A 19465-nucleotide genomic window follows, 5' to 3' on the forward strand; every position below is an offset into this window, starting at 1 on the left:
TTTTGCCTGACCCGACGCCGAAGCGATGCTGCGGCGTCGGTTATGCCTTAATGGTTCATGGCCTTGACGATATCGTCCGTCATCTTCTTTGCGTCTCCGAGCAGCATCATCGTGCCGTCCTTGTAGAACAGCGTGTTGTCGATGCCGGCATAGCCGGAGCCGAGCGAACGCTTGACGAAGAGGCAGGTCTTGGCCTTGTCGACATCGAGAATCGGCATGCCGTAGATCGGCGAGGACTTGCCGTCGCGCGCCGCCGGGTTCGTCACGTCGTTGGCGCCAATAACATAGGCGACATCGGCCTGGGCGAATTCCGAGTTGATGTCCTCAAGCTCGAACACTTCGTCATAGGGCACGTTCGCCTCGGCGAGCAGCACGTTCATATGGCCGGGCATACGGCCGGCGACCGGGTGGATCGCGTATTTCACCTCGACGCCGTTCTTCTTCAGCGCATCGGCCAATTCGCGAACCGCATGCTGCGCCTGCGCCACCGCCATGCCGTAGCCCGGCACGATGATGACCTTGGAGGCGTTCGCCATCAGGAAGGCAGCGTCATCGGCCGAACCCTGCTTGACCGTGCGCTGCACGCCATCGTCGCTCGCCGCGGCACCGCTATCGCCGCCGAAGCCGCCCAGGATGACCGAGATGAAGGAGCGGTTCATGCCCTTGCACATGATGTAGGACAGAATCGCACCCGAGGAACCGACAAGTGCGCCGGTGATGATGAGCGCGAGGTTGCCGAGCGTGAAGCCGATGCCGGCCGCAGCCCAACCCGAATATGAATTGAGCATGGAGACGACGACGGGCATGTCGGCGCCACCGATCGGCACGATGAGCAGCACGCCGAGCGCCAGCGCCAGCACGACGATCAGCCAGAAGTCAAAATGGCTTTCCGACAGCGTCAGGCCGACGATGAAGAAGACGATCGCGGCAAGCAGCACGATGTTGATGACATGCCGGTAGGGCAGCATGATCGGCTTGCCGGACATGCGCCCGTCGAGCTTCAGGAATGCGATGATCGAGCCGGTGAAGGTGATCGCACCGATGGCGGCACCGAGCGCCATTTCGACGAGCGCCTGGCCGTGGATTTCGCCCACCTGGCCGATGCCGAAGGACACAGGCGAGTAGAGCGCGGCAGCGGCGACCAGCACGGCGGCAAGGCCGACGAGCGAGTGGAAGCCAGCGACGAGCTGCGGCATCGAGGTCATCGGGATCGAACGGGCGATGTAGGCGCCGGCACCACCACCGATGGCAAGCCCGAGCACGATGAGCACGAGGCCGCCGAAGGACGGCGTTGCCAGAAGCAGCGTCGTGCCGATGGCGATGCCCATGCCGATCATGCCGAGCATGTTGCCGCGGCGGCTGGTCGTCGGATGCGACAGGCCGCGCAAGGCCATGATGAAGAGGACCCCGGAAACGAGGTAGAGGAAGGCTGCAAAGTTTGCGTTCATCGGGCCGCCCTCACTTCTCTTTTTTCTTGTACATCGCCAGCATGCGCTGGGTGACGAGGAAGCCGCCAAAGATGTTGACGGAGGCGAGGATGAGCGCAACGAAGCCGAATCCGGTCGCCACACCCGAGAGCGAGATACCGACGGCGAGCAGCGCACCGACCACGATAACGGAAGAAATCGCGTTGGTGACGGCCATCAGCGGCGTATGCAGCGCCGGCGTCACCGACCAGACGACGTAGTAGCCGACGAAGATCGACAGCACGAAGATCGCCAGACGGAAGACGAAGGGATCGATCGCACCGCCGGAAACGCCATGGGCTGCGGCTGCGGCCGCATCCGGCACATATTCGGACGCCGCGCGAACGGCTTCGACAGCACGTTCGAGATCGGTGATTGCCTTGTCGAGAAGTTCGTTCGCCATCACTTACCCTCCCCTTGCTGAACAGAGCCGCCGAAGTTCGGATGCACCACGGCGCCGCCGTTGGTCAGCATCGTCGCCTTGACGAGTTCATCCTCGACATTGACCGAAACCGATTTCGTTTCCTTGTCGACCATGGTCTCGAGGAAGGTGATGAGGTTCTTGGCGTAGAGAGCAGATGCGGAAGCCGCGATGCGGCCCGCCACGTTAAGATAGCCGATGACCCTGACGCCTTCGACTTCGGCGACCTTGCCGGGTTCAGAGCCCTCGATATTGCCACCACGCTCGACCGCGAGGTCGACGACGACGGAGCCGGTGCGCATGGCCGACAGCATCTGACGCGTCACGAGACGCGGCGCCGGACGGCCGGGAATGAGCGCCGTCGTAATGACGATGTCCTGTTTGGCGATATGCTCGGCCACGAGGGCCGCCTGCTTCGCCTGATATTCTTTCGACATCTCTTTCGCATAGCCGCCGGCGGTTTCGGCGGCCTTGAACTCGTCGTCCTCGACGGCGATGAACTTCGCGCCAAGCGAGGCAACCTGCTCCTTGGCGGCCGGGCGCACGTCCGTTGCGGAGACGGCAGCACCAAGGCGACGGGCGGTGGCGATGGCCTGAAGACCGGCAACGCCCGCCCCCATGACGAAGACCTTGGCAGCCGGAACGGTGCCGGCTGCGGTCATCATCATCGGCATGGCGCGGTCGAATTCATGGGCCGCGTCGATGACGGCCTGATAGCCGGCAAGGTTGGCCTGCGAGGACAGGATGTCCATCGACTGGGCTCGCGTGATGCGCGGCATCAACTCCATGGCGAAGGTGGTGAGACCGGCATTGGCCATCTCGGCGATGGCGGCCTCATTGCCGTAGGGATCCATCGTGGCGATGACGATGGCGCCGGATTTGTAGGTGGCGATCTCAGCCGATGTCGGCCTTCGCACCTTCAGGACGACGTCGGCGGCATTCGCCTCGCCCGCCCCCACGATACGCGCCCCGGCGGCCTCATAATCGGCATCCAGGATCCGGGACCGGAGGCCCGCGCCGGTCTCGACGAGCACGTCGAGCCCCAGGCTCTTCATTTTCTTGACTGTTTCAACGGAACCCGCGACGCGGCCCTCCGCTGCATCACTTTCCCGTGCTATAAAAACACACTGACTCAAACCGTGGTCCTCCCCCCGAGACTGGCCGTGTAGGATCACGGCGCCGGATGGCGCCGCGACAAACTGCAAAATCAAATGCAGATGTTCAGATCAACGAAGGACGATGAAGCCCAGAACGTTGAGAATGATGAGCAGCAGAAGCGCGCTGAAGAAGCCGGCGCCGGTGAAGAAACCGGCGGCCATGGCGACCAACAGGGCGACGCAGAACAGCGTGCCGTACTTGGCGCCGTTGACGAACAGATTGTAGGTCTTCTCGTGCTCGGGATAATCCATCGGAGCGCCCATTTCGACCGGTCCGGAATGATGTTCAGCCATAGTACCTCTCCTAAGCACCTGCACCCGCCAGCCGGAACTCTCCATCCGATGAGCGCTTAAACTTTCCCGGCGCCATAACGGCCCGGCTTTCCCTCAAGCGCGTAAGCGCTGCGTCTTTCAGGCCATACACAATGGACGGGCAAAGCGCAACGGCAAGGGCGGAGGTCGTTTTACACCTGTATCGTTTCCGAAACAGAACAGGCCGGTTTCTTGAGAAACCGGCCTGTCAGCGACATCATTGCACAAGCATCAACCGGCGTAGGCGTTGCCCGAAATCTCGATTTGGCCATGGCCAAAATGGGCGCGCCGCGCAGTCGGTCGCACGGTCAACGGGCTGAACGGCATGTCGCCGCCACGCGCAAACATCATGCGGCGTTCATAGGCTTCTGACTTGAAGAAGGGGAAGCGCTTGTAAAGCGGCGGCAGCGTTTCCTTGGTGCGGGTCGCCATCAGCGTGAGATCGATGTTGTAATCACCGCAATCCTTCTGCGGCTCGACGATCGTGTCGGCATCGAAGACGCGCTTGTAGAAGGCAGCATGCTGCGGCTTGACGAGCTGCAGGCAGCGGTCGACGGCGAAATAATCCGTCGCCATGGTGGCGATGCGCAGCGTCAGATACGGGATCGCCGGCATCTCGCGCAGAACCAGCGGATCGGCGGCAAGGCGCACCGGATCGATCAGCGACATGCCGGCATCCAGGAATGCATTGATCTCCTTCGGGAAGATCGAGCCCGATGAGCTGACGCGGTGCTCCGGCGTCACATGGTGCAGACGCACCGTCGAGATCAGGCGCTCTTCATAATAGATGCCGAAGACATAGGCGTGGCTGTCGAAGTCGATGTCATCGATCAGCGTGTTGCCCTTGAGCGGCAGGATGTCGGCCATCTTGTAGGCCTTGAAGCGGATGCGCGCGACCTCTTCCATGTCCTCGCCCGTTTCCACCCGGCGGTATTCCACCCGGTCGAGCAGTTCCAGAAGCTTGTCCGAAAAACGATTGGTCGCCGTATCCACGCTCGCCATTGCGCGCACATCCCCGATTGAAATCAGGCAGCCACCGCGCTGCCATCATCACAATCGTCGATATACGACAATTTGTGTAAAATACCATTCATTAACCTTAATAGATGGTTAACGCTAATTTTGAAGATGATGATATAAAGTATCGATTGCGTTCATTGTTGGAAAAATCGAGGAAAATCAGGCGACGCGGCGACCGCGGCGGCGAGAATCGCCCGGCGTGCCGCCGAGGCTTTCGTAGAGATCACGCAACGCCCCAAGCGACATGGGCGCCGCGAAGACGTAACCCTGCACGAGATCGGCACACTCATACTTGTTGATGAGCGCCAGTTGCTCCTGTGTCTCGACACCTTCGATGACGATGCGAAGGCCAAGCTCCCGCGACAGGTTAACCGTGCCGCGCAGCAGTTTGAAGCGCCGCGCATCCTCGCCGATATTGCGCACGAAGGACCGGTCGATCTTGATGAGATCCAGCGGCAGCTGGTCGAGATAGCTGAGGCTCGAATACCCCGTGCCGAAATCGTCGATGGCAATGGTGATGCCACGGGCGCGCAGTTCCTGCAGGATCGCCTGCACCTTGACGGGCTCTTCCATCAGGCAGCTTTCGGTGACCTCAAGATGCAGCCGGTGCGGCTCGAGACCGGAGGCCTCCAGCGCCTCGGCGACGAGATCGATGATGCCGGTTCCGCGCAGGTCCTGGACCGAAAGATTGACCGAAACGCTCATATGCGCCGGCCAGGTCGCGCAGTCGGCACAGGCCCGCATGATCATGAAGCGGGTGATGTCGGAGACAATGCCGATTTCCTCGGCGATCTGGATGAAGACGTTCGGCGCAACGGGGCCGCGTTCCGGATGCGTCCAGCGCGACAGGGCCTCGCAGCATTCGATGCGCGAGCCGTCGGGCACGAACATCGGCTGATAGGCGACCGACAGCGCGTTTTCGGTGAGTGCCTTGCGCAGGTCGTCCTTCAGCTTCTGCCGGTCGACATAACGTGCGTCCATCTCCTGTTCGAACAGGGTGAAGCCGCCCTTGGCACGCGACTTGGTCTCGAACAACGCCAGGTCGGCGCGGATCTGCATTTCCTCCAACCGGAAATCCGCACTCGGCACGGTAACGCCACCGGCGGAGAACGAAACCTGGAGCGTCATGCCATCGACGGCATAGGCCCCACGCAGCTGTTCGTGGACACGACGCATGCGCGTTTCGAGGTCACGGCGATTGTTCTCGTTGGGGAAGAACAGAATGAATTCGTCGCCCATCAGATGGGCGGCCAGCACCTTTTCGCCGGCAAGGCGGCGCACGCGCTCGGCGATGGCGCAGAGCAACCGGTCGCCGGTGACGTGCCCCTTCATGTCGTTGACATGCTTGAAGTCGTCGACATCGAGCACCATGAAGCCGACCGTGCCGGGCTTCTTGCGCTCGGCAAGCGAATCCTGCACGAGATCGGCGAAATAGGTGCGGTTCGGCAGGCCGGTGAGGCTGTCGTAGCGCACCATGTGCAGGATCTTGTTTTCTGCCCGAACCCGCGCCGTGACGTCTTCGAAGATCAGCACAGCGCCGCCGTTCTCCCGCGTGGAGGCCGTGAACTCCAGATAGAGCCCATCCGTCACCTGCACGAGTGCCCGCGAACGCTCCCCTTTCAGGAGCTCGTCGAGCTGGCGCAGGATCGCCTTGCTCTGATCGGCATTGAAGAACGTGTTGCGCACGCCAAACCGCAGGACGACGTCGAGATGACAATCCTTCAGCCGTTCCTGGCTGCCGAGATGCAGGAGCTCGCAGGCGCGGCGGTTCGCGACCAGGATGCGATGATCGGCATCCAGCATGAACAGGCCATGCGGCATGTTGTTCAGCGCCGTGTCGAAGCGATCGGCGATCGTCGCGATCTTGCGGGCGGCAAGCACGTTCTCGTAGAGGAACGCACGCACGCCGTTCGCCATCATGCGCGTCGTCAGGATGAAGGGCAGAATAAGGACGGCCAGCACCGCATGGTAGAAATCTCCCAGACCGAGGAAGCCGAGCACCATCGGAATACAGGCCGACAGCGTGATGTAGTCCACCGCTCGCCGTGAACCGTAATTGCGTCCGACGACGGAGACCATGGTGGCGAGCGTCACCGAGATGGAGGCGAGTTCGGCAAAGCTGTCGCGACTGAAGAGCAGGCTGTAGCCGCAGGCGGAACCGAGCACGAGCGTCGTGCCGACGGCGCCGGCATTGTACCAGTTCTCCCAGTAACGAATGCCATCCATGTCGAGAGACGCGGTATCCACGCGGTCGAAGCGGCGCATGCCCATCGCACGCAGCGACCAGACGAGCACGACGAGCGCGCTGCAGGCGAGGAAGAAAGGATCGGCGGTCTTGGCGTAAACGAAGGAGAACGTGATGACATGCGAAATCATGCCCACGAAAAGGGTCTGGCGGTTCCCGTACAACGAGCTGACGAACGAAAGATACACATCAGCTGGCAGTGTGTTTTGACCCTTATCCTTCATGGACTCGGCACTCCCTATGACGAGTGAGGGTTACCGGCCAACATTTAATGAATGATTTCGGGAAATTACCCAATAACGAGGGTATCCCGGGGCATTGTTGCACGCTTGCTCAACCGAGGGAAGAGCCATTCAACCCAATATTGCAGGAAGCGGCAATTCCTGGCTTCCGACTCAACTTATCATAGGCCATACGCGCAACTTCCTGACTCCAAGGCGACACAGTATTGCGTGAACTCGCCGCAAAGAATTCTGAAGCCTGCAATCGCTGTTTGCAATTGCGTGGTTAACAGCCTGCACATTACATATCATCAAATCTTGTTAGTTCCGCAGTGCGCGCCTAGACTCCGTACCGCCTCTTTCGGCGGTTTCGTCGTCATTTCGCCTGAAAGGGGGAATTGACTGACGTGGGATTTGATAGCAAATCCTGTTTTGGTATTTCTTTTTTGGAGCCCATCATGTCGAAACCCGTCGTCGCCATTCCCGCCGATATCAGGGAAATCGAAGGCAACGTCTGGCAGGCCACCCCGAACCAGTATGTCCGCGCCGCCGTGAAGGGCGCCGACGTCACCGTCTTCCTTGTTCCGGCACTCGAAGCCGACAACGATTTCGACGGTATTCTCGACAGGGTGGACGGGCTTCTCGTCAGCGGCTCGCGCACCAATGTGCACCCCTCGCTCTACGGCAAGGAAGCCACCGACGCGGAAGGTCCCTATGACCGGGCACGCGACGCGACCAGCCTGCCGCTCATCCAGCGGGCGCTCGAGCGGGGCATTCCGCTGCTCGCCATCTGCCGCGGCATCCAGGAGCTGAACGTCGTGCTTGGCGGCACGCTCGCCAACGAGATCCAGGATCAGCCGGGCGTATGGGACCATCGCAAGCCGGATACGACCGTTCTCGACGTCGCCTACGGCATCCGCCAGACGGTGAAGGTCAAGGAGGGCAGCTGCCTTGCCGGCATCGTCGGCGCGGGCGAGGTGCAGGTGAACTCGCTGCACCGCCAGGCCATTTCCGACAAGGCGCCGCGTCTTGCCGTGGAGGCTGTCGCTGAGGACGGTACGATCGAGGCCGTCTCCGTCATCGGCGCAAAGGCCTTTGCGGTCGGCGTACAATGGCATCCGGAGTACTGGGTCGGTTCCGACCAGCCGTCGAACAGCCTCTTCGCCGCCTTTGGCGAAGCCGTGCGCGACTATGCCGCCGCCAAGCAGGGCCGCCTGCATCAGACGGCTGCGGAATAGACAGTCAGTCCGCCGAAATCATCGTGACCATGGCGTCGGCGGGCTCCACCGTCTCATAGGCGATCCCGTCGCCGTCGACGACCGTCAGGATCGGCTCCCCGCGCGCATCGGCGACGACCACCGTGCCGTCGCCATTGTCGATCCAGGTCCGCGCTGTCGACAGACCCGGCCAGACCGCATCACAATCCGCGCCTGCCGAAAAGCGCTCGCTGCGGCCGGAAATCCGCGTGCCGCGTTCGGCAAGACAGGCCGTGTTCGCGACGACGTTCGAGATCGTATAGGCATGGTTGGCGACCCGCGGGGAGATCGAGTTCGACACGACCGGATCGAGCTGCGGCGCGTCATGCACGGCGACGCTCCAGAGGCCGAACGAGGCTACACCGGCTACGGCAACCATCATCAGCGTCTTCATGGCACTCTCCTTCAGCAACGACTCGTCGGAGAGATCATGCGCCGGCAAACTTGCCGAAGGGTTAACGAAGGCTTTCCAGCGCCTACCCGGTTTTTCGCGTAAAGGGTGTCTCCGGCACTGGGGTCAGCGCCGCCCCCGTGTCGAACCAGGCATGGAGATTGTCCGCCACGAGATCGGCCATCGCATCGCGTGTCGCAACGGATGCCGAGGCGACATGCGGTAGCAGCGAGACATTCGGCAGGTCGAGCAGCGCCTGCGGCACATGCGGCTCGTCGTAAAACACGTCGAGGCCGGCGGCAGCGATGACACCATCCTTCAAAGCCGCAGCGAGCGCATCCTCGTCGACCGTCCAGCCACGTCCGACATTGATCAGCACACCCTGAGGCCCAAGCGACCGCAGCACCGTCGCGTCGATGGTCCGGTGTGTCTCCGGTGTCTTCGGTACGATGGCGATCAAGGTGTCGACCGCCTCGGCCAGTTCCGTCAGCGAGGGATAATAGGTATAGGGCACATCGGCACGCGGACGGCGCGTGTGATAGGCGATCTCGACGCCAAAACCCTTCAGCCGCTCGGCTATCGCAAGGCCGATACGGCCAAGGCCGTAGATGCCGGCTTTGCGGCCGCGCAGGCTGAGCGGTGTCAGCGGAAAGGCGCCTTCGCGGACCCAGCGCCCTTCCCGCAGCCACATCTCGGCCTGCGGAAGTCGGCGTACCGTGTTGAGCAGCAGGCCGATGGCGGTGTCGGCCACCTCGTCGTTCAGGACATCGGGCGTGTTGGTGACGGCGACGCCGCGCGCCGCGGCAGCGGAGACGTCGACGCCATCATAGCCGACACCGAAGCTCGCGATGATTTCCAATGCCGGAAGGTGCTCGATCAGCGCGGCATCGAAGCGCCCGGATACGGCGGCCCCGAAAATGTCCGCCGCCTCCGCGCGGGTAATCAGCGACGGGTCGGCCCGCTCGATCCGCACCACGTCGAACCGCTCCTGCAACCGTTCCAGCACCCGTTCGCGGATGGCTCCGGGCACGAGAATGCGTGTCTTTGCCGACATGGGAAACCTCGCTGGCCTTGATGACCTCAGCCTTCGGGATGCGGCTTCAGCGGTCCGGTGGATTGCCGGATGCGCATTTCCGGCTTGATGAGATGGATTCCGTCAGGCTCGTGGCTGCCCGAGAGCTTGTCGAGCAGCGCGCGGGCGGCGTTGCGGCCGACCTCCGACTGACCGTTCCAGACCGTGGTGAGCGCCGGCGTCGCGATCGCCGCCTCCTCGAGGTCGTCATAGCCGGTGACGGAGACGTCGCGGCCGGGCACGAGGCCGGCCCGGGCGATGCCGTTCATCAGGCCGATGGCGACGAGATCGTTCCAGCAGACGGCCGCCGTCGGCTTTTGCGGCAGCGACAGGAAATGCACCGCCGCCTCGAAACCGCCCTGCTTGGTGCGGGGGCCGGGAATGCGCAAGCTCGGATCGACCTCGATATTGGCCTTGCGCAGCGCGTTGACATAACCCTGATAGCGATCGCGACCGGTCGATGTCTGGTCCGTGCCGCCGACCATCGCAATGGTTCGGTGACCAAGCCCGATAAGATGGTTCGTCGCCAGCGAAATGCCGTAGCTGTCATCGCCGCGGAAGATCGGCACGTCGAGCCCGTCGATGGAACGTGCGATCAGGATCGCCGGCATGCCGTTGTCCTCGGCAAGCTGGATATCCTCCGGCGGCGTGCCGATGGCCGGCGACATGATGACGCCGTCGCCGCCGAGCTGCAAAAGCGTCTCGATGAAATTGCGCTGCTTTTCGACGGAATCGTAGTGATTGGACAGGATGAAGGTCTGACGGTCGCGATCGAGCTCGCTTTCGATCGACTTCAGGATTTCCGCGTAGAACGGGTTCATGATGTCATGCACCACGACGCCGATAATGCCGGAGCGGGAAGTGCGCAGGCTGGCGGCCCGGCGGTTGTAGATATAGCCGAGCGCCCGCGCCTGCTCCTTGATCCGGTCCCGCGTCGCGGCGGCGACGAGCGGACTGTCTCTCAGCGCAAGCGATACCGTCGCTGTGGAAACGCCGAGCGTATCCGCGATGGTGGAAAGCTTGATTTTCTGCGCCACGACCCCTCCCGCAGCAACGATCTTTAAAACAGTTTATTTAAACAGTTTAAATCTCGTCGGCAACAGGCTTTGCGGCACTATCAAGCGCATCTGACACGGAGACATGGAGATTTTCATCCATGAGGCGAAGCAGCTTGAGGAGATGGCGCACGTCCTTCTCACTGAGCCCCTCGGCCGCCTGACGTTCGCTGAGCCGGCCGGCTTCGGAAATATGGTCGATGGAGGCCCTGCCCGCCTCGGTCAGATGCACCACCGTCAGCCGCCCGTCCGTCTCGTCGGGACGCCGCTCGACGAACCCCTGGGCTTCCAGCCGTCCGATCGTACGGGTCATGGTCGGCGCCTTGACCCCGAGACGGGTGGCGAGAGAGCCCGCCGTCAGCCCGCCCTCCTGCGAAAGCGCGAGGATCACGCCGTCCTGTCCGGCATAGAGCCCGGTGGCGAGAAGGTTGCGAGAAAGCACGGTGCGCATGGACCGGGCGGCATTGACGACGGCGGCAGCAAGCCCCGCACCGGAAACATCCTCGTGCGATTTCTTCTTCTTGCTCTTCTTTCCGTCCTTGCCGTCCTTGTGCTTCTTGCCCATCCATCGCCTCCTGCACCGCGCCCCGATACGCCTTGCATCACGGGCCCGGCTCTGTATGACAGAGGAAGAAGGCTGGCGGCAAGGGAGGATCGACATGTCCCGCTCCAGGGCGCATCCCGCGATGCGATGGACCGAAAACGACCCGATGCTGACGGCGCAGGATCGGGCCGACTGGATCGCGGTCCTGCCGCTTGGCGCCCATGAGGGCCATGGCCCGCACCTTCCGCTCGAAACCGATACGCTGATTGTGGAGGGCATTGCAGAACGGCTGTCGACCGTGCTGCCGGCACACCTGCCCGTCACGATCCTGCCTGTGGAACCCGTCGGTTATTCGCCCGAACACCTCGATGTGCCGGGCACGCGTTCCCTGGGCTACGCCGAGGCGATCGACCGCTGGCTGCGCATCGCGGAAGACCTCAACCGCTTCGGCATCCGCAAGCTCGTGCTGCTTAACGCCCATGGCGGCAATTCGCCTCTGATGACCATCGTGGCGACGGAGGCACGCGTGCAGTTCGGCATGCTCGTCGTCGCCACCGCCTGGACGCGCTTCGGCCAGCCGGAGGGCTGGATCTCGCCCGAAGACAAGGCCATCGACATCCATGGCGGCGATATCGAGACCTCCGTCATGCTGGCGCTTCAGCCCGACGTGGTCGATATGACCAAGGCCGAGCGTTTCGGCTCGCGCCAGTCGGAATTCGCCGCCCGTTTCGGACATTTGCGCGCCTATGGCCCGCATGCCTTCGGATGGAAAATGGCCGATCTCAACCCCAAAGGCGTAGCGGGTGATGCCAGCGCGGCGACGGCGGAAAAGGGCGAACGGCTCATCGCCCATGCCGTGCACGGCCTTGTCGGGCTTCTCGAGGATGTCGCTGCCTTCGACGCAAAGTCCCTTTTATAGCCGCATCCGGCATTTGCGCTGGCCCATCCGATCTCCTATATCAGACCCAACCGGACGCTTTCAGGCGTCCCCGTCCTTGTTCGAGGTTCCCATGACCGAAACAGCCCTCCCCAAGCCCATTCCCGTCACCGTGCTTACCGGTTATCTCGGCGCCGGCAAGACGACGCTCCTGAACCGCATCCTCACCGGCAACCACGGCAAGAAATACGCCGTTATCGTCAACGAGTTCGGCGAGATCGGCATCGACAATGACCTCATCGTGGAATCCGATGAGGAAATCTACGAAATGAACAACGGCTGCATCTGCTGCACCGTGCGCGGCGACCTGATCCGCGTGGTGGAAGGCCTGATGCGCCGCCCCGGCCGCTTCGACGCCATCATCGTCGAAACGACGGGCCTTGCCGATCCGGTGCCGGTCGCCCAGACCTTCTTCATGGACGACGATGTGCGCCAGAAGACCGAACTCGACGCAGTCGTGGCTCTCGTGGATGCCAAGCATCTGCCGCTGCGCCTGAAGGACAGCCGTGAGGCCGAGGATCAGATCGCCTTCGCCGATGTCGTGCTGATCAACAAGACGGATCTCGTCAGCCCCGAGGAACTGGCGAGAATCGAGGCGACGGTGCGCGTCATCAACCCGTCCGCCCGAATACACCGCACCACCCGTTCGGAGATCGACCTCACCAAGGTTCTCGACCAGGGCGCGTTCAACCTGGAACGGGCGCTCGAAAACGATCCGCATTTCCTCGACCACGATCATCCGGACCATGTCTGCGGTCCCGATTGCGGCCACGACCACCATCATCATGGCCATGATCACCACCACCGTGATCACGATCATCATCATCATCACGACCACGATCACCACCATGATCATGACCATCATCACGATCACAACCATGATCACGGCGTCTCGCCGATCCATGACGTGACGGTGCAGTCGATCTCGCTGCGCGGCGGCGAGATGAATCCGGACCGCTTCTTCCAGTGGATCCAGAAAATCACTCAGACGGAGGGCCCCAACATCCTGCGCCTGAAGGGCATCATCGCCTTTGCCGGCGACGAGGAGCGCTATGTCGTGCAGGGCGTGCACATGATCGTCGAAGGCGACCATCAGCGCGCCTGGAAGGACGGCGAGAAGCGTGAAAGCCGCCTCGTCTTCATCGGCCGCGACCTCGATCGCGAGAAGATCGAACGTTCGTTCAAGGCCTGCGAGGCGCAAAAAGCATGACGCCGAAAAGTGTGCAGCGGTTTTCGAACAACGTCATGCGCAAGAAAGAAAACTACTGATGCCGACAGTCGCGCCTCTTGATCTCGACGGCCACGTCGTCGCGGCCGCCTTTCTCGGCGATGTGCCGTTCTTCGCCTCCGCCACCGGCGCGGTGCACCGCCTCGATCATGGCCAGAAGGTCAAGGAGGCGCATGACGGGTTGCTGGCCTGCGTGCGCGACGAGGCGAACGACACGCTGATAACAGGCGGCGAGGACGGCAAGGTGCAGCGTATCGCCGCCGATGGCAGCGTGACGCTCATCGCCGAGGTGCCGCGCAAGTGGATCTCCGTCGTGGCGCCCGGCCCGCAGGGCGCGGTGGGTTTTGCCGAGGGGCGCACGGCGCGCGTGCGTCTCGCCGATGGCACGATCAAGGAATTCACCGAGACCCGTTCGGTGGAAGGTATCGCCTTCGCGCCCAAGGGGTTGCGGCTTGGCATCGCGCGCTATAACGGCGTCTCGCTGCATTGGGTGGCGATGGCCGGTCAGCCGGTCGATCTCGAGTGGAAGGGGGCCCATACCGGCGTCACCTTCTCACCGGACGGCCGCTTCGTCGTGACCAGCATGCAGGAAAACGCCCTGCACGGCTGGAAACTCGACACCAAGGTGGGCGCCGATACACGCCACATGCGCATGACCGGCTATCCCGCCAAGGTGAAGTCGCTTTCCTGGTCCGCCAAGGGCAAATGGCTCGCCTCTTCGGGCGCGCCGGCCGCTATCGTCTGGCCCTTCTCGGCCAAGGATGGCCCGATGGGCAAACCGCCGCTGGAACTCGGCACCCGCGCCGATGTCATGGTCACGGCCGTCGCCTGCCACCCGGCCGAAGAGGTCGTCGCCATCGGCTATTCCGACGGCATGGTGCTCGCCGCCCGCTTCGCCGACAGCCGTGAAGTGCTGTTGCGCCGCCCCGGCAAGGGTGCGGTGACGTCCATGGCCTGGAGCAAGAGCGGCAAGCTTATTGCCTTTGCCAGCGAAGCCGGCGATTGCGGTGTGATCGACATCGCCGGATAATGCCGCCTCCCTGAAGGAGGTTGTCATGGTCTCATCGATCACCCCGTTCCTGATGTTCGAAGGTCGCGCCGAGGAGGCGATGACCTTCTATACCGGCCTTTTCCCGGACAGCCGTATCGAGGACATCCAGCGCTACGGACCGGGCGAGGCCGGTAAGGAGGGCTCCGTCTTCCGCGCCCGCTTCAACCTTGGCCGCCAGGCTGTCATATGCATCGACAGTCCGGCTGCGCATGGCTTCACCTTCACGCCGTCCTTTTCCTTCTTCGTCGAATGCGAGTCGGAAACCCGCCTGCGGGAACTGCACGCGGCCCTTGGAACCGACGGTGCGGACCTGATGCCGGTCGATAATTACGGTTTCAGCCGCCTGTTCACCTGGGTGCAGGATCGCTTCGGCATTTCCTGGCAACTGAACCTGGAATAGAGCAAGCCCGGAAGAGCGGCGCTCTCCCGGGCCCACCGACCGCAAGGGCGGGGATGGTGCGGTCAGTGATTGCGCTTCTTGCAGCCGCAGTTGCTGCCGCCACCGCTGAGGATGCCGAGAACGTTGCCATTGAGCACACCCGACAGGGTGCCGTTCAGGTTGTTGTTGAGAACGCCGTTCAGGATCGTGTTGCCGTCATTGTCGGTGAGGATATCGCCGACACCAACGCCAACGCTCGGGGCAATGACGATGCCGCCGGTCTTGTTGCCGAGAATGCCGAGGCCGAGCAGGCCCCCGGCGGATGCCTGGCCGGCACCGGCGAGAGCAATGACGGCAGCGATTGCGATGATGCGGGTCTTGTTCATGGTCTCTCTCCTTCGGTTGTGCACCTTGTTGATGCACAATCAAAGGTAATATAAGCCGCGATTTACTCAACCGGATTTGGCAGTCATAGCAAAGAGTTAACCATAACAAAGACAAGTTTAACGATTCCTGACCGCATACAACTTTTAGTATGAAAAATTGCATCAACGACGCGAAAATCAACCATTGAGAGAATTTTTAACCATGCAACCGTAGGATTCTGTTCCATTAACGGACAATGGCGGTTTCCGATGCGTTCTCTTCAAGGCCTGGCCTGCGCGGCGTTTCTCCTGGCTCAACACAACCAGGCAAATGCCGATTCAACCATAGATTACAGCATCGGTAGCGGCTGGTCCTCGAATATTTTTAAAGACCCGACGACACTTTCGACCGTTTTCGGCGAAGCGAAGGTGGGGTTGCGGGGTTCGCTTGCGCTGGAAGATGCCCAGCTCGCCTATGGGCTTGCAGCAAGTGTGCAGCGTGTGGCGAAATATCCCTTCGCAAGCCAAAGCACGGCAGGGGTAGAGCTCGGACTTACCAGGGACATCGGCGAGGCCATCAAGCTGACCATCAAGGGCGGCATCGAGCACCGGCGCTCTGGTGATATCTTCCTTGCCTTGCCGGGCCTGCTGATCGGCTATCGCAAGGCCGATATCGCGGCTGCGGGAAGCATCGGCGTTACCGTCAAGCACAATGGCGGCAACAGCCATATCACCGCTTCGCTTTCCAGTCTGGACCGCGGACGAGCGCATTTCACCCTGGCTGGCCTGCGCCCCACGCAGCTCGAAGCCGGCAACCGGCTCTATGACCTGACGGCAGGTCATATCCGCCCGCTCTTCGGCGGCGAAGTGGGAGCGATGCTGCAATACCGCACCAACCACATCGACCGGTCCGAGCAAAAGACTTTCGGGCGGTTTCCCGCCGAGACGCTGCGCGGCTCGCTCGCCTATGGCCGCGTTTTCGGAAACCTCACGCTGCTGGCAGAGGCCGGCGTGGTCGGGGTCGCAAGCGCCAATCTCGGCAAGAGCGTGCAGCGCCTGCGCCCCTTCCTGAAGGGTGAGGCCGGGTGGCAGCTGCCACGCGAAGCCGTATTGAAGGCGAAGGTCGGGCGCGACATCCAGCTCGCCGATATCGACGATGCGCTGGGCGAGGACGTCCGTACGATCGGTCTCTCGCTTGAAAAGGCATTGACGGAGAAGCTGAAGCTGACGCTCGCCTACGAGCACGCCTATAGCGACTGGCTCTATTACGACTACCGCACGCGGACGAAAACCGCGACGGCAACATTGAGCTACACGCTCGCCAAGGACGCCACGCTGGCACTGGAATACAGCCGTCTCGTGCGCCGCGAAAGCGACGAGGCCGCCGATTTTAAAGTCGACGGCCTTGCGGCGAGGATCATGGGCTCGTTCTGACGGCTCACCACTCCAGTTCCAGATGCGGCCGTCCATCCGAGGTCTTGTCTGCGGTGCGTCCCGTCTCGTCGACGGTGCAGTTCACGCGCTGGCGGAAAGCGGAAAAGCTGTCGAAGGTCACCACATCCACAGGTTCGTCGAAATGCAGGGTCATGCGGTAGCGGCCGGGCTGGCTGGTCAGCGCCTGTACGCCGAGTATCCGCGCATCGAAGGGCTGCCCCAGATAATGGCCACGCACACGCGAGCCCAGCATCCAGGGATTGAACGGCGGCCGGTTGCCTGCGGCCGCGTGTAACGTGTTCCAGTCGCGATAACCGTATTGCGCGGCGATCAGTTCGAGCGCGCGCGAATGGGAAACCGCGTCACCGTCGGCGGCAAAGCGTGCACGCAAACGCTTCGCCTGATCTTTCAGGGCATCAAGGGATGGCAGGGGCGTCGATGTCGAACGCATGTCGGAACTCCAGTCGTTGCATGCGTCATTTCGGAGGGAGCCCGCATTGCCACCGGTTCGCATGCCAAAAGCTGGAAGACCGATTTTTGAAAACGAGAGACTTCACCAAAGCTTGCGCTCGCGGACGGCGGGGGCTCTCACCCTGCCCCGCATATAGGCCTTCCCTCTCGTTTCGTCAAATCCCACCTTGCATGGCGGCCGCAGGCGTGGGAGCAAGTGCTGGGAGGAACCGCCATGACGTCCGTCACCCTCATCGCCTTCGCCGCCGTCGCCTTCATCGGCATTGCCACGCCAGGCCCGACCGTACTTCTCGCACTCACCAATGGCTCGCGTTATGGCATCCGACGGGCGCTTCCCGGCATGATCGGCGCCGTTCTGTCGGATTTCGTACTGATCGGCGCGGTCGCACTCGGATTAGGCGCGCTGCTGGCAGCCTCCGAATTCTGGTTCTCCGTCGTCAAATGGCTGGGCGCAGGCTATCTCGCCTTTCTCGGTGTGCAGATGCTGCGCGCCAATGGCTCGCTTGGCAAGGCGCTTGACAATGCAAGCCCGAGTGTCGGCGCACCGGGCCCCATCTTCGCCAAGAGCCTTCTCGTCGCGGTCACCAATCCCAAGGGCTATCTTTTCTTCTCTGCCTTCCTGCCGCAGTTCATCGATCCCGCGGCTCCGCAAGCCGAACAATACATGCTGCTCGCCCTGGTCTTCGCGGCCATCGATTTCGTCGTGATGTTCGCCTATGCCACGCTCGGTGCGCAGGCGGTACGCATGCTGAAAACATCAGGCGCCGTATGGCTCGACCGGATCTGCGGCGGTGCCCTGCTCGCACTTGCAGGTTCGCTTGCCTTCTATCGCCGCGCGGCAGGCTGAAGCCCGCCCCTGCCGGAGCGGGCTTCGTCTTTGCTCAGAAACGATAGGTGACGCCAGCGCCCACGAGCCAAGGGTTCAATTTCGCCTTGCCCGTGAGCGGCGCGCCGTTGAAATCGACCTTCCATTCGGGCTCGAGGAAGAGTTTCTTCACGTCGAAGTTCACGCCCCAGTGTTTGTCCAGCATGTAGTCGAAGCCGACCTGCAGGGCCGCGCCAAACTTGTTTTTCACGTCGAGATTGGTGAAGGCGCCGGATCCGGACTGGTTATAGAACAGCGTGTAGTTCACACCTGCGCCGACATAGGGTTTGAAGGCGCCGAAATCGGTGAAATGATACTGCAATGTCACGGTCGGCGGCAGCAGCCAGGTCTTGCCCACCTTGCCGAGACCGGCGATCGACCCATCCCCTTCGATATTCGCATAGGTCGTGCCCAAAATGAGCTCGGCCGCGATGTTGTCGGTGAAGAAATAGGAGATATCGAGCTCGGGAACCACCGTATCCGAATAGGACAGACCGGAACCGGCGATACCATCGACGAACCCCTTGTCGCTGGTGATCACGCCAAGACCACGCACGCGAACCTGCCACGGGCTTTGCGTGGCGAAATCCACCGCCGCCTCCGGCGGCGCCATGCGCTCTTCAAGATCCGCCGCCAGCGCCGGGCCACCACAGGCCGCCAGACCCAGGACAACCGCGCCCAGCACCACGCCACTCTTCTTCATGCCATCTCTCCATCGTCACGACTCGTGTTTGCGAGGCGACTATGGAGCGGCACCGCACGGTGTCGTTTGAGATGAATCAAAAGAGGCCGGACAAAATCCCGGCCTCCCCAAAATGTGCATAAGAATTGACGATTGCCCAATCAAAACAATGACAAGCATCAAAAGGGTGGCGGATCGATACCGAGGCTCACGCGGCCTTGCGCTGGTCCGACACCAGGCGACGGCCGCTTGCGACGAGGACGCCGGCCGCACCGGAAAGCCATCCTTCCCTCAGTTCCAACGCCAGAAAACGGCGACGCTCGAACGGGCCGGGCATGACGAGGTGCTGCGCCTTGTCGGCAAAGAAGCCGAAACGTTCATAGTATTCGGGGTCGCCAACGAGCAGCACCGCACCGTGGCCCAGATCCCGCGCCTCGGTAAGGGCCGCCCGCATCAGCGCGCCACCGATACCCTTGCCCTCGTGCGCGCAATCGACGGCGAGCGGACCGAGAAGAAGGGCGGATACCGCATTGCCATCGGCATCCACGCCCGCCTCGATATTCCACAGACGAACCGTACCGATGACATGGCCATGCGGATCACGCGCAACCAACGCCAGGCCTTCGGCCGGCAGGCGGCCGCGGCGGATCTTTTCCGACGACTTGCGGAAGCGGGCCTCGCCCATGACGCGGTCAAGCAGGCGCTCGCGCGCGACGATATCGCCAGCGTTTTCCTGGTCGATGGTGAAGACGGCCTGCGCGAAAAACGCGCGAACAGAGTCAAGAACAGTGGCCATCCCGGCCTCCCGCACTTAATGGCCGCCACGAGCGGCCTCCCGGACATGGATGAATGCCTGCCCCGTCAAGGGCAGGCGAAGGCAATCTGGAAGCGAT

The 19465-nt window shown here is 62.2% G+C and carries 21 protein-coding genes; 7 read left to right on the plus strand and 14 right to left on the minus strand.

Going from position 1 to position 19465, the window contains the following annotated elements; all coding sequences use genetic code 11:
* Positions 1 to 47: 47 nt before the first annotated feature.
* The 6 genes from MUU55_RS19785 to MUU55_RS19810 form a co-directional block, all read right to left on the minus strand.
* Positions 48 to 1448: an NAD(P)(+) transhydrogenase (Re/Si-specific) subunit beta gene (locus MUU55_RS19785; protein ID WP_244762483.1), complete on the minus strand. Its 1401-nt coding sequence runs from the start codon at positions 1446 to 1448 to the stop codon at positions 48 to 50.
* A gap of 10 nt (positions 1449 to 1458) precedes the next feature.
* Positions 1459 to 1869 carry an NAD(P) transhydrogenase subunit alpha part 2 gene (locus MUU55_RS19790; RefSeq protein WP_023515780.1) on the minus strand — a complete coding sequence of 137 codons (411 nt, stop codon included), beginning with the start codon at positions 1867 to 1869 and terminating at the stop codon, positions 1459 to 1461.
* The gene (locus tag MUU55_RS19795) at positions 1869 to 3023 is read right to left on the minus strand and encodes a Re/Si-specific NAD(P)(+) transhydrogenase subunit alpha (protein ID WP_244762484.1); all 1155 of its coding nucleotides are present in this window, start codon (positions 3021 to 3023) and stop codon (positions 1869 to 1871) included. The genes MUU55_RS19790 and MUU55_RS19795 overlap by 1 nt, the downstream gene beginning before the upstream one ends.
* Before the next feature lie 90 nt (positions 3024 to 3113).
* A complete protein-coding gene (locus MUU55_RS19800) occupies positions 3114 to 3338 on the minus strand; it encodes an aa3-type cytochrome c oxidase subunit IV (protein WP_244762485.1) in 225 nt (74 codons plus the stop codon).
* 249 nt (positions 3339 to 3587) lie between these two features.
* Positions 3588 to 4358, minus strand: coding sequence for an N-acyl amino acid synthase FeeM domain-containing protein (locus MUU55_RS19805; RefSeq protein ID WP_244762486.1), 771 nt, complete (start codon positions 4356 to 4358; stop codon positions 3588 to 3590).
* A 177-nt stretch (positions 4359 to 4535) separates the two neighbouring features.
* Entirely contained in the window at positions 4536 to 6845 is a 2310-nt protein-coding gene (locus MUU55_RS19810; RefSeq protein ID WP_244762487.1) for a putative bifunctional diguanylate cyclase/phosphodiesterase, read from the minus strand.
* A 455-nt stretch (positions 6846 to 7300) separates the two neighbouring features.
* Here MUU55_RS19810 and MUU55_RS19815 point away from each other — a divergent pair, with 455 nt between their 5' ends.
* Positions 7301 to 8080: a gamma-glutamyl-gamma-aminobutyrate hydrolase family protein gene (locus tag MUU55_RS19815; protein ID WP_244762488.1), complete on the plus strand. Its 780-nt coding sequence runs from the start codon at positions 7301 to 7303 to the stop codon at positions 8078 to 8080.
* 4 nt (positions 8081 to 8084) lie between these two features.
* Here the strand turns inward: MUU55_RS19815 and MUU55_RS19820 are convergent, their stop codons facing one another.
* The 4 genes from MUU55_RS19820 to MUU55_RS19835 all read right to left on the minus strand — a co-directional run bounded on the left by MUU55_RS19820 (position 8085) and on the right by MUU55_RS19835 (position 11181).
* On the minus strand, positions 8085 to 8492 hold the full coding sequence (locus MUU55_RS19820) for a hypothetical protein (protein WP_244762489.1): 408 nt from the start codon (positions 8490 to 8492) through the stop codon (positions 8085 to 8087).
* Between the two features lie 82 nt (positions 8493 to 8574).
* A complete protein-coding gene (locus tag MUU55_RS19825; RefSeq protein ID WP_244762490.1) occupies positions 8575 to 9543 on the minus strand; it encodes a 2-hydroxyacid dehydrogenase in 969 nt (322 codons plus the stop codon).
* A gap of 26 nt (positions 9544 to 9569) precedes the next feature.
* Positions 9570 to 10598 (minus strand): LacI family DNA-binding transcriptional regulator, encoded by a 1029-nt coding sequence (locus tag MUU55_RS19830; RefSeq protein ID WP_244762491.1) that lies wholly within the window; start codon positions 10596 to 10598, stop codon positions 9570 to 9572.
* Between the two features lie 46 nt (positions 10599 to 10644).
* Positions 10645 to 11181 carry a MarR family winged helix-turn-helix transcriptional regulator gene (locus MUU55_RS19835; RefSeq protein ID WP_244762492.1) on the minus strand — a complete coding sequence of 179 codons (537 nt, stop codon included), beginning with the start codon at positions 11179 to 11181 and terminating at the stop codon, positions 10645 to 10647.
* Positions 11182 to 11275: 94 nt separating this feature from the next.
* Between MUU55_RS19835 and MUU55_RS19840 the strand changes: the two genes are divergently transcribed.
* From MUU55_RS19840 to MUU55_RS19855, 4 genes are all read left to right on the plus strand, one after another.
* On the plus strand, positions 11276 to 12079 hold the full coding sequence (locus MUU55_RS19840; protein ID WP_425314202.1) for a creatininase family protein: 804 nt from the start codon (positions 11276 to 11278) through the stop codon (positions 12077 to 12079).
* Between the two features lie 91 nt (positions 12080 to 12170).
* Positions 12171 to 13307, plus strand: a complete 1137-nt coding sequence (locus MUU55_RS19845) for a CobW family GTP-binding protein (RefSeq protein WP_244762493.1) — start codon at positions 12171 to 12173, stop codon at positions 13305 to 13307.
* A 58-nt stretch (positions 13308 to 13365) separates the two neighbouring features.
* A complete protein-coding gene (locus MUU55_RS19850; RefSeq protein WP_244762494.1) occupies positions 13366 to 14355 on the plus strand; it encodes a WD40 repeat domain-containing protein in 990 nt (329 codons plus the stop codon).
* Positions 14356 to 14380: 25 nt separating this feature from the next.
* The gene (locus tag MUU55_RS19855) at positions 14381 to 14776 is read left to right on the plus strand and encodes a VOC family protein (protein WP_244762495.1); all 396 of its coding nucleotides are present in this window, start codon (positions 14381 to 14383) and stop codon (positions 14774 to 14776) included.
* Between the two features lie 62 nt (positions 14777 to 14838).
* On the opposite strand, the gene MUU55_RS19860 is transcribed toward MUU55_RS19855, so the two are convergent.
* The gene (locus tag MUU55_RS19860) at positions 14839 to 15141 is read right to left on the minus strand and encodes a hypothetical protein (protein ID WP_244762496.1); all 303 of its coding nucleotides are present in this window, start codon (positions 15139 to 15141) and stop codon (positions 14839 to 14841) included.
* Between the two features lie 249 nt (positions 15142 to 15390).
* On the opposite strand from MUU55_RS19860, the gene MUU55_RS19865 reads away from it, so the two are divergent.
* The gene (locus MUU55_RS19865) at positions 15391 to 16554 is read left to right on the plus strand and encodes a hypothetical protein (protein WP_244762497.1); all 1164 of its coding nucleotides are present in this window, start codon (positions 15391 to 15393) and stop codon (positions 16552 to 16554) included.
* Positions 16555 to 16558: 4 nt separating this feature from the next.
* Here MUU55_RS19865 and MUU55_RS19870 read toward each other — a convergent pair whose 3' ends face one another.
* Positions 16559 to 17005: a glyoxalase superfamily protein gene (locus MUU55_RS19870; RefSeq protein WP_244762498.1), complete on the minus strand. Its 447-nt coding sequence runs from the start codon at positions 17003 to 17005 to the stop codon at positions 16559 to 16561.
* Positions 17006 to 17239: 234 nt separating this feature from the next.
* Here MUU55_RS19870 and MUU55_RS19875 point away from each other — a divergent pair, with 234 nt between their 5' ends.
* Complete coding sequence (locus MUU55_RS19875) at positions 17240 to 17872, plus strand: LysE family translocator (RefSeq protein WP_244762499.1); 633 nt, start codon at positions 17240 to 17242, stop codon at positions 17870 to 17872.
* Positions 17873 to 17906: 34 nt separating this feature from the next.
* Here the strand turns inward: MUU55_RS19875 and MUU55_RS19880 are convergent, their stop codons facing one another.
* Together MUU55_RS19880 and MUU55_RS19885 are read right to left on the minus strand one after the other, a co-directional pair.
* On the minus strand, positions 17907 to 18593 hold the full coding sequence (locus MUU55_RS19880) for an OmpW/AlkL family protein (RefSeq protein ID WP_244762500.1): 687 nt from the start codon (positions 18591 to 18593) through the stop codon (positions 17907 to 17909).
* Positions 18594 to 18780: 187 nt separating this feature from the next.
* The gene (locus MUU55_RS19885) at positions 18781 to 19368 is read right to left on the minus strand and encodes a GNAT family N-acetyltransferase (RefSeq protein ID WP_244762501.1); all 588 of its coding nucleotides are present in this window, start codon (positions 19366 to 19368) and stop codon (positions 18781 to 18783) included.
* Positions 19369 to 19465: the final 97 nt, after the last annotated feature.

This window comes from Shinella curvata, assembly GCF_022899935.1.
In the GTDB taxonomy this organism is placed as follows: Bacteria; Pseudomonadota; Alphaproteobacteria; order Rhizobiales; family Rhizobiaceae; genus Shinella; species Shinella curvata.

What these genes read in the sequence shown, in the direction of transcription:
- MUU55_RS19785 (WP_244762483.1), bottom strand. Translation starts at nt 1,448, where the DNA reads ATGAACGCAAACTTTGCAGCCTTCCTCTACCTCGTTTCCGGGGTCCTC.
- MUU55_RS19790 (WP_023515780.1), bottom strand. Translation starts at nt 1,869, where the DNA reads ATGGCGAACGAACTTCTCGACAAGGCAATCACCGATCTCGAACGTGCT.
- MUU55_RS19800 (WP_244762485.1), bottom strand. Translation starts at nt 3,338, where the DNA reads ATGGCTGAACATCATTCCGGACCGGTCGAAATGGGCGCTCCGATGGAT.
- MUU55_RS19805 (WP_244762486.1), bottom strand. Translation starts at nt 4,358, where the DNA reads ATGGCGAGCGTGGATACGGCGACCAATCGTTTTTCGGACAAGCTTCTG.
- MUU55_RS19810 (WP_244762487.1), bottom strand. Translation starts at nt 6,845, where the DNA reads ATGAAGGATAAGGGTCAAAACACACTGCCAGCTGATGTGTATCTTTCG.
- MUU55_RS19815 (WP_244762488.1), top strand. Translation starts at nt 7,301, where the DNA reads ATGTCGAAACCCGTCGTCGCCATTCCCGCCGATATCAGGGAAATCGAA.
- MUU55_RS19820 (WP_244762489.1), bottom strand. Translation starts at nt 8,492, where the DNA reads ATGAAGACGCTGATGATGGTTGCCGTAGCCGGTGTAGCCTCGTTCGGC.
- MUU55_RS19825 (WP_244762490.1), bottom strand. Translation starts at nt 9,543, where the DNA reads ATGTCGGCAAAGACACGCATTCTCGTGCCCGGAGCCATCCGCGAACGG.
- MUU55_RS19835 (WP_244762492.1), bottom strand. Translation starts at nt 11,181, where the DNA reads ATGGGCAAGAAGCACAAGGACGGCAAGGACGGAAAGAAGAGCAAGAAG.
- MUU55_RS19840 (WP_425314202.1), top strand. Translation starts at nt 11,276, where the DNA reads ATGTCCCGCTCCAGGGCGCATCCCGCGATGCGATGGACCGAAAACGAC.
- MUU55_RS19845 (WP_244762493.1), top strand. Translation starts at nt 12,171, where the DNA reads ATGACCGAAACAGCCCTCCCCAAGCCCATTCCCGTCACCGTGCTTACC.
- MUU55_RS19850 (WP_244762494.1), top strand. Translation starts at nt 13,366, where the DNA reads ATGCCGACAGTCGCGCCTCTTGATCTCGACGGCCACGTCGTCGCGGCC.
- MUU55_RS19855 (WP_244762495.1), top strand. Translation starts at nt 14,381, where the DNA reads ATGGTCTCATCGATCACCCCGTTCCTGATGTTCGAAGGTCGCGCCGAG.
- MUU55_RS19860 (WP_244762496.1), bottom strand. Translation starts at nt 15,141, where the DNA reads ATGAACAAGACCCGCATCATCGCAATCGCTGCCGTCATTGCTCTCGCC.
- MUU55_RS19865 (WP_244762497.1), top strand. Translation starts at nt 15,391, where the DNA reads ATGCGTTCTCTTCAAGGCCTGGCCTGCGCGGCGTTTCTCCTGGCTCAA.
- MUU55_RS19870 (WP_244762498.1), bottom strand. Translation starts at nt 17,005, where the DNA reads ATGCGTTCGACATCGACGCCCCTGCCATCCCTTGATGCCCTGAAAGAT.
- MUU55_RS19875 (WP_244762499.1), top strand. Translation starts at nt 17,240, where the DNA reads ATGACGTCCGTCACCCTCATCGCCTTCGCCGCCGTCGCCTTCATCGGC.
- MUU55_RS19880 (WP_244762500.1), bottom strand. Translation starts at nt 18,593, where the DNA reads ATGAAGAAGAGTGGCGTGGTGCTGGGCGCGGTTGTCCTGGGTCTGGCG.
- MUU55_RS19885 (WP_244762501.1), bottom strand. Translation starts at nt 19,368, where the DNA reads ATGGCCACTGTTCTTGACTCTGTTCGCGCGTTTTTCGCGCAGGCCGTC.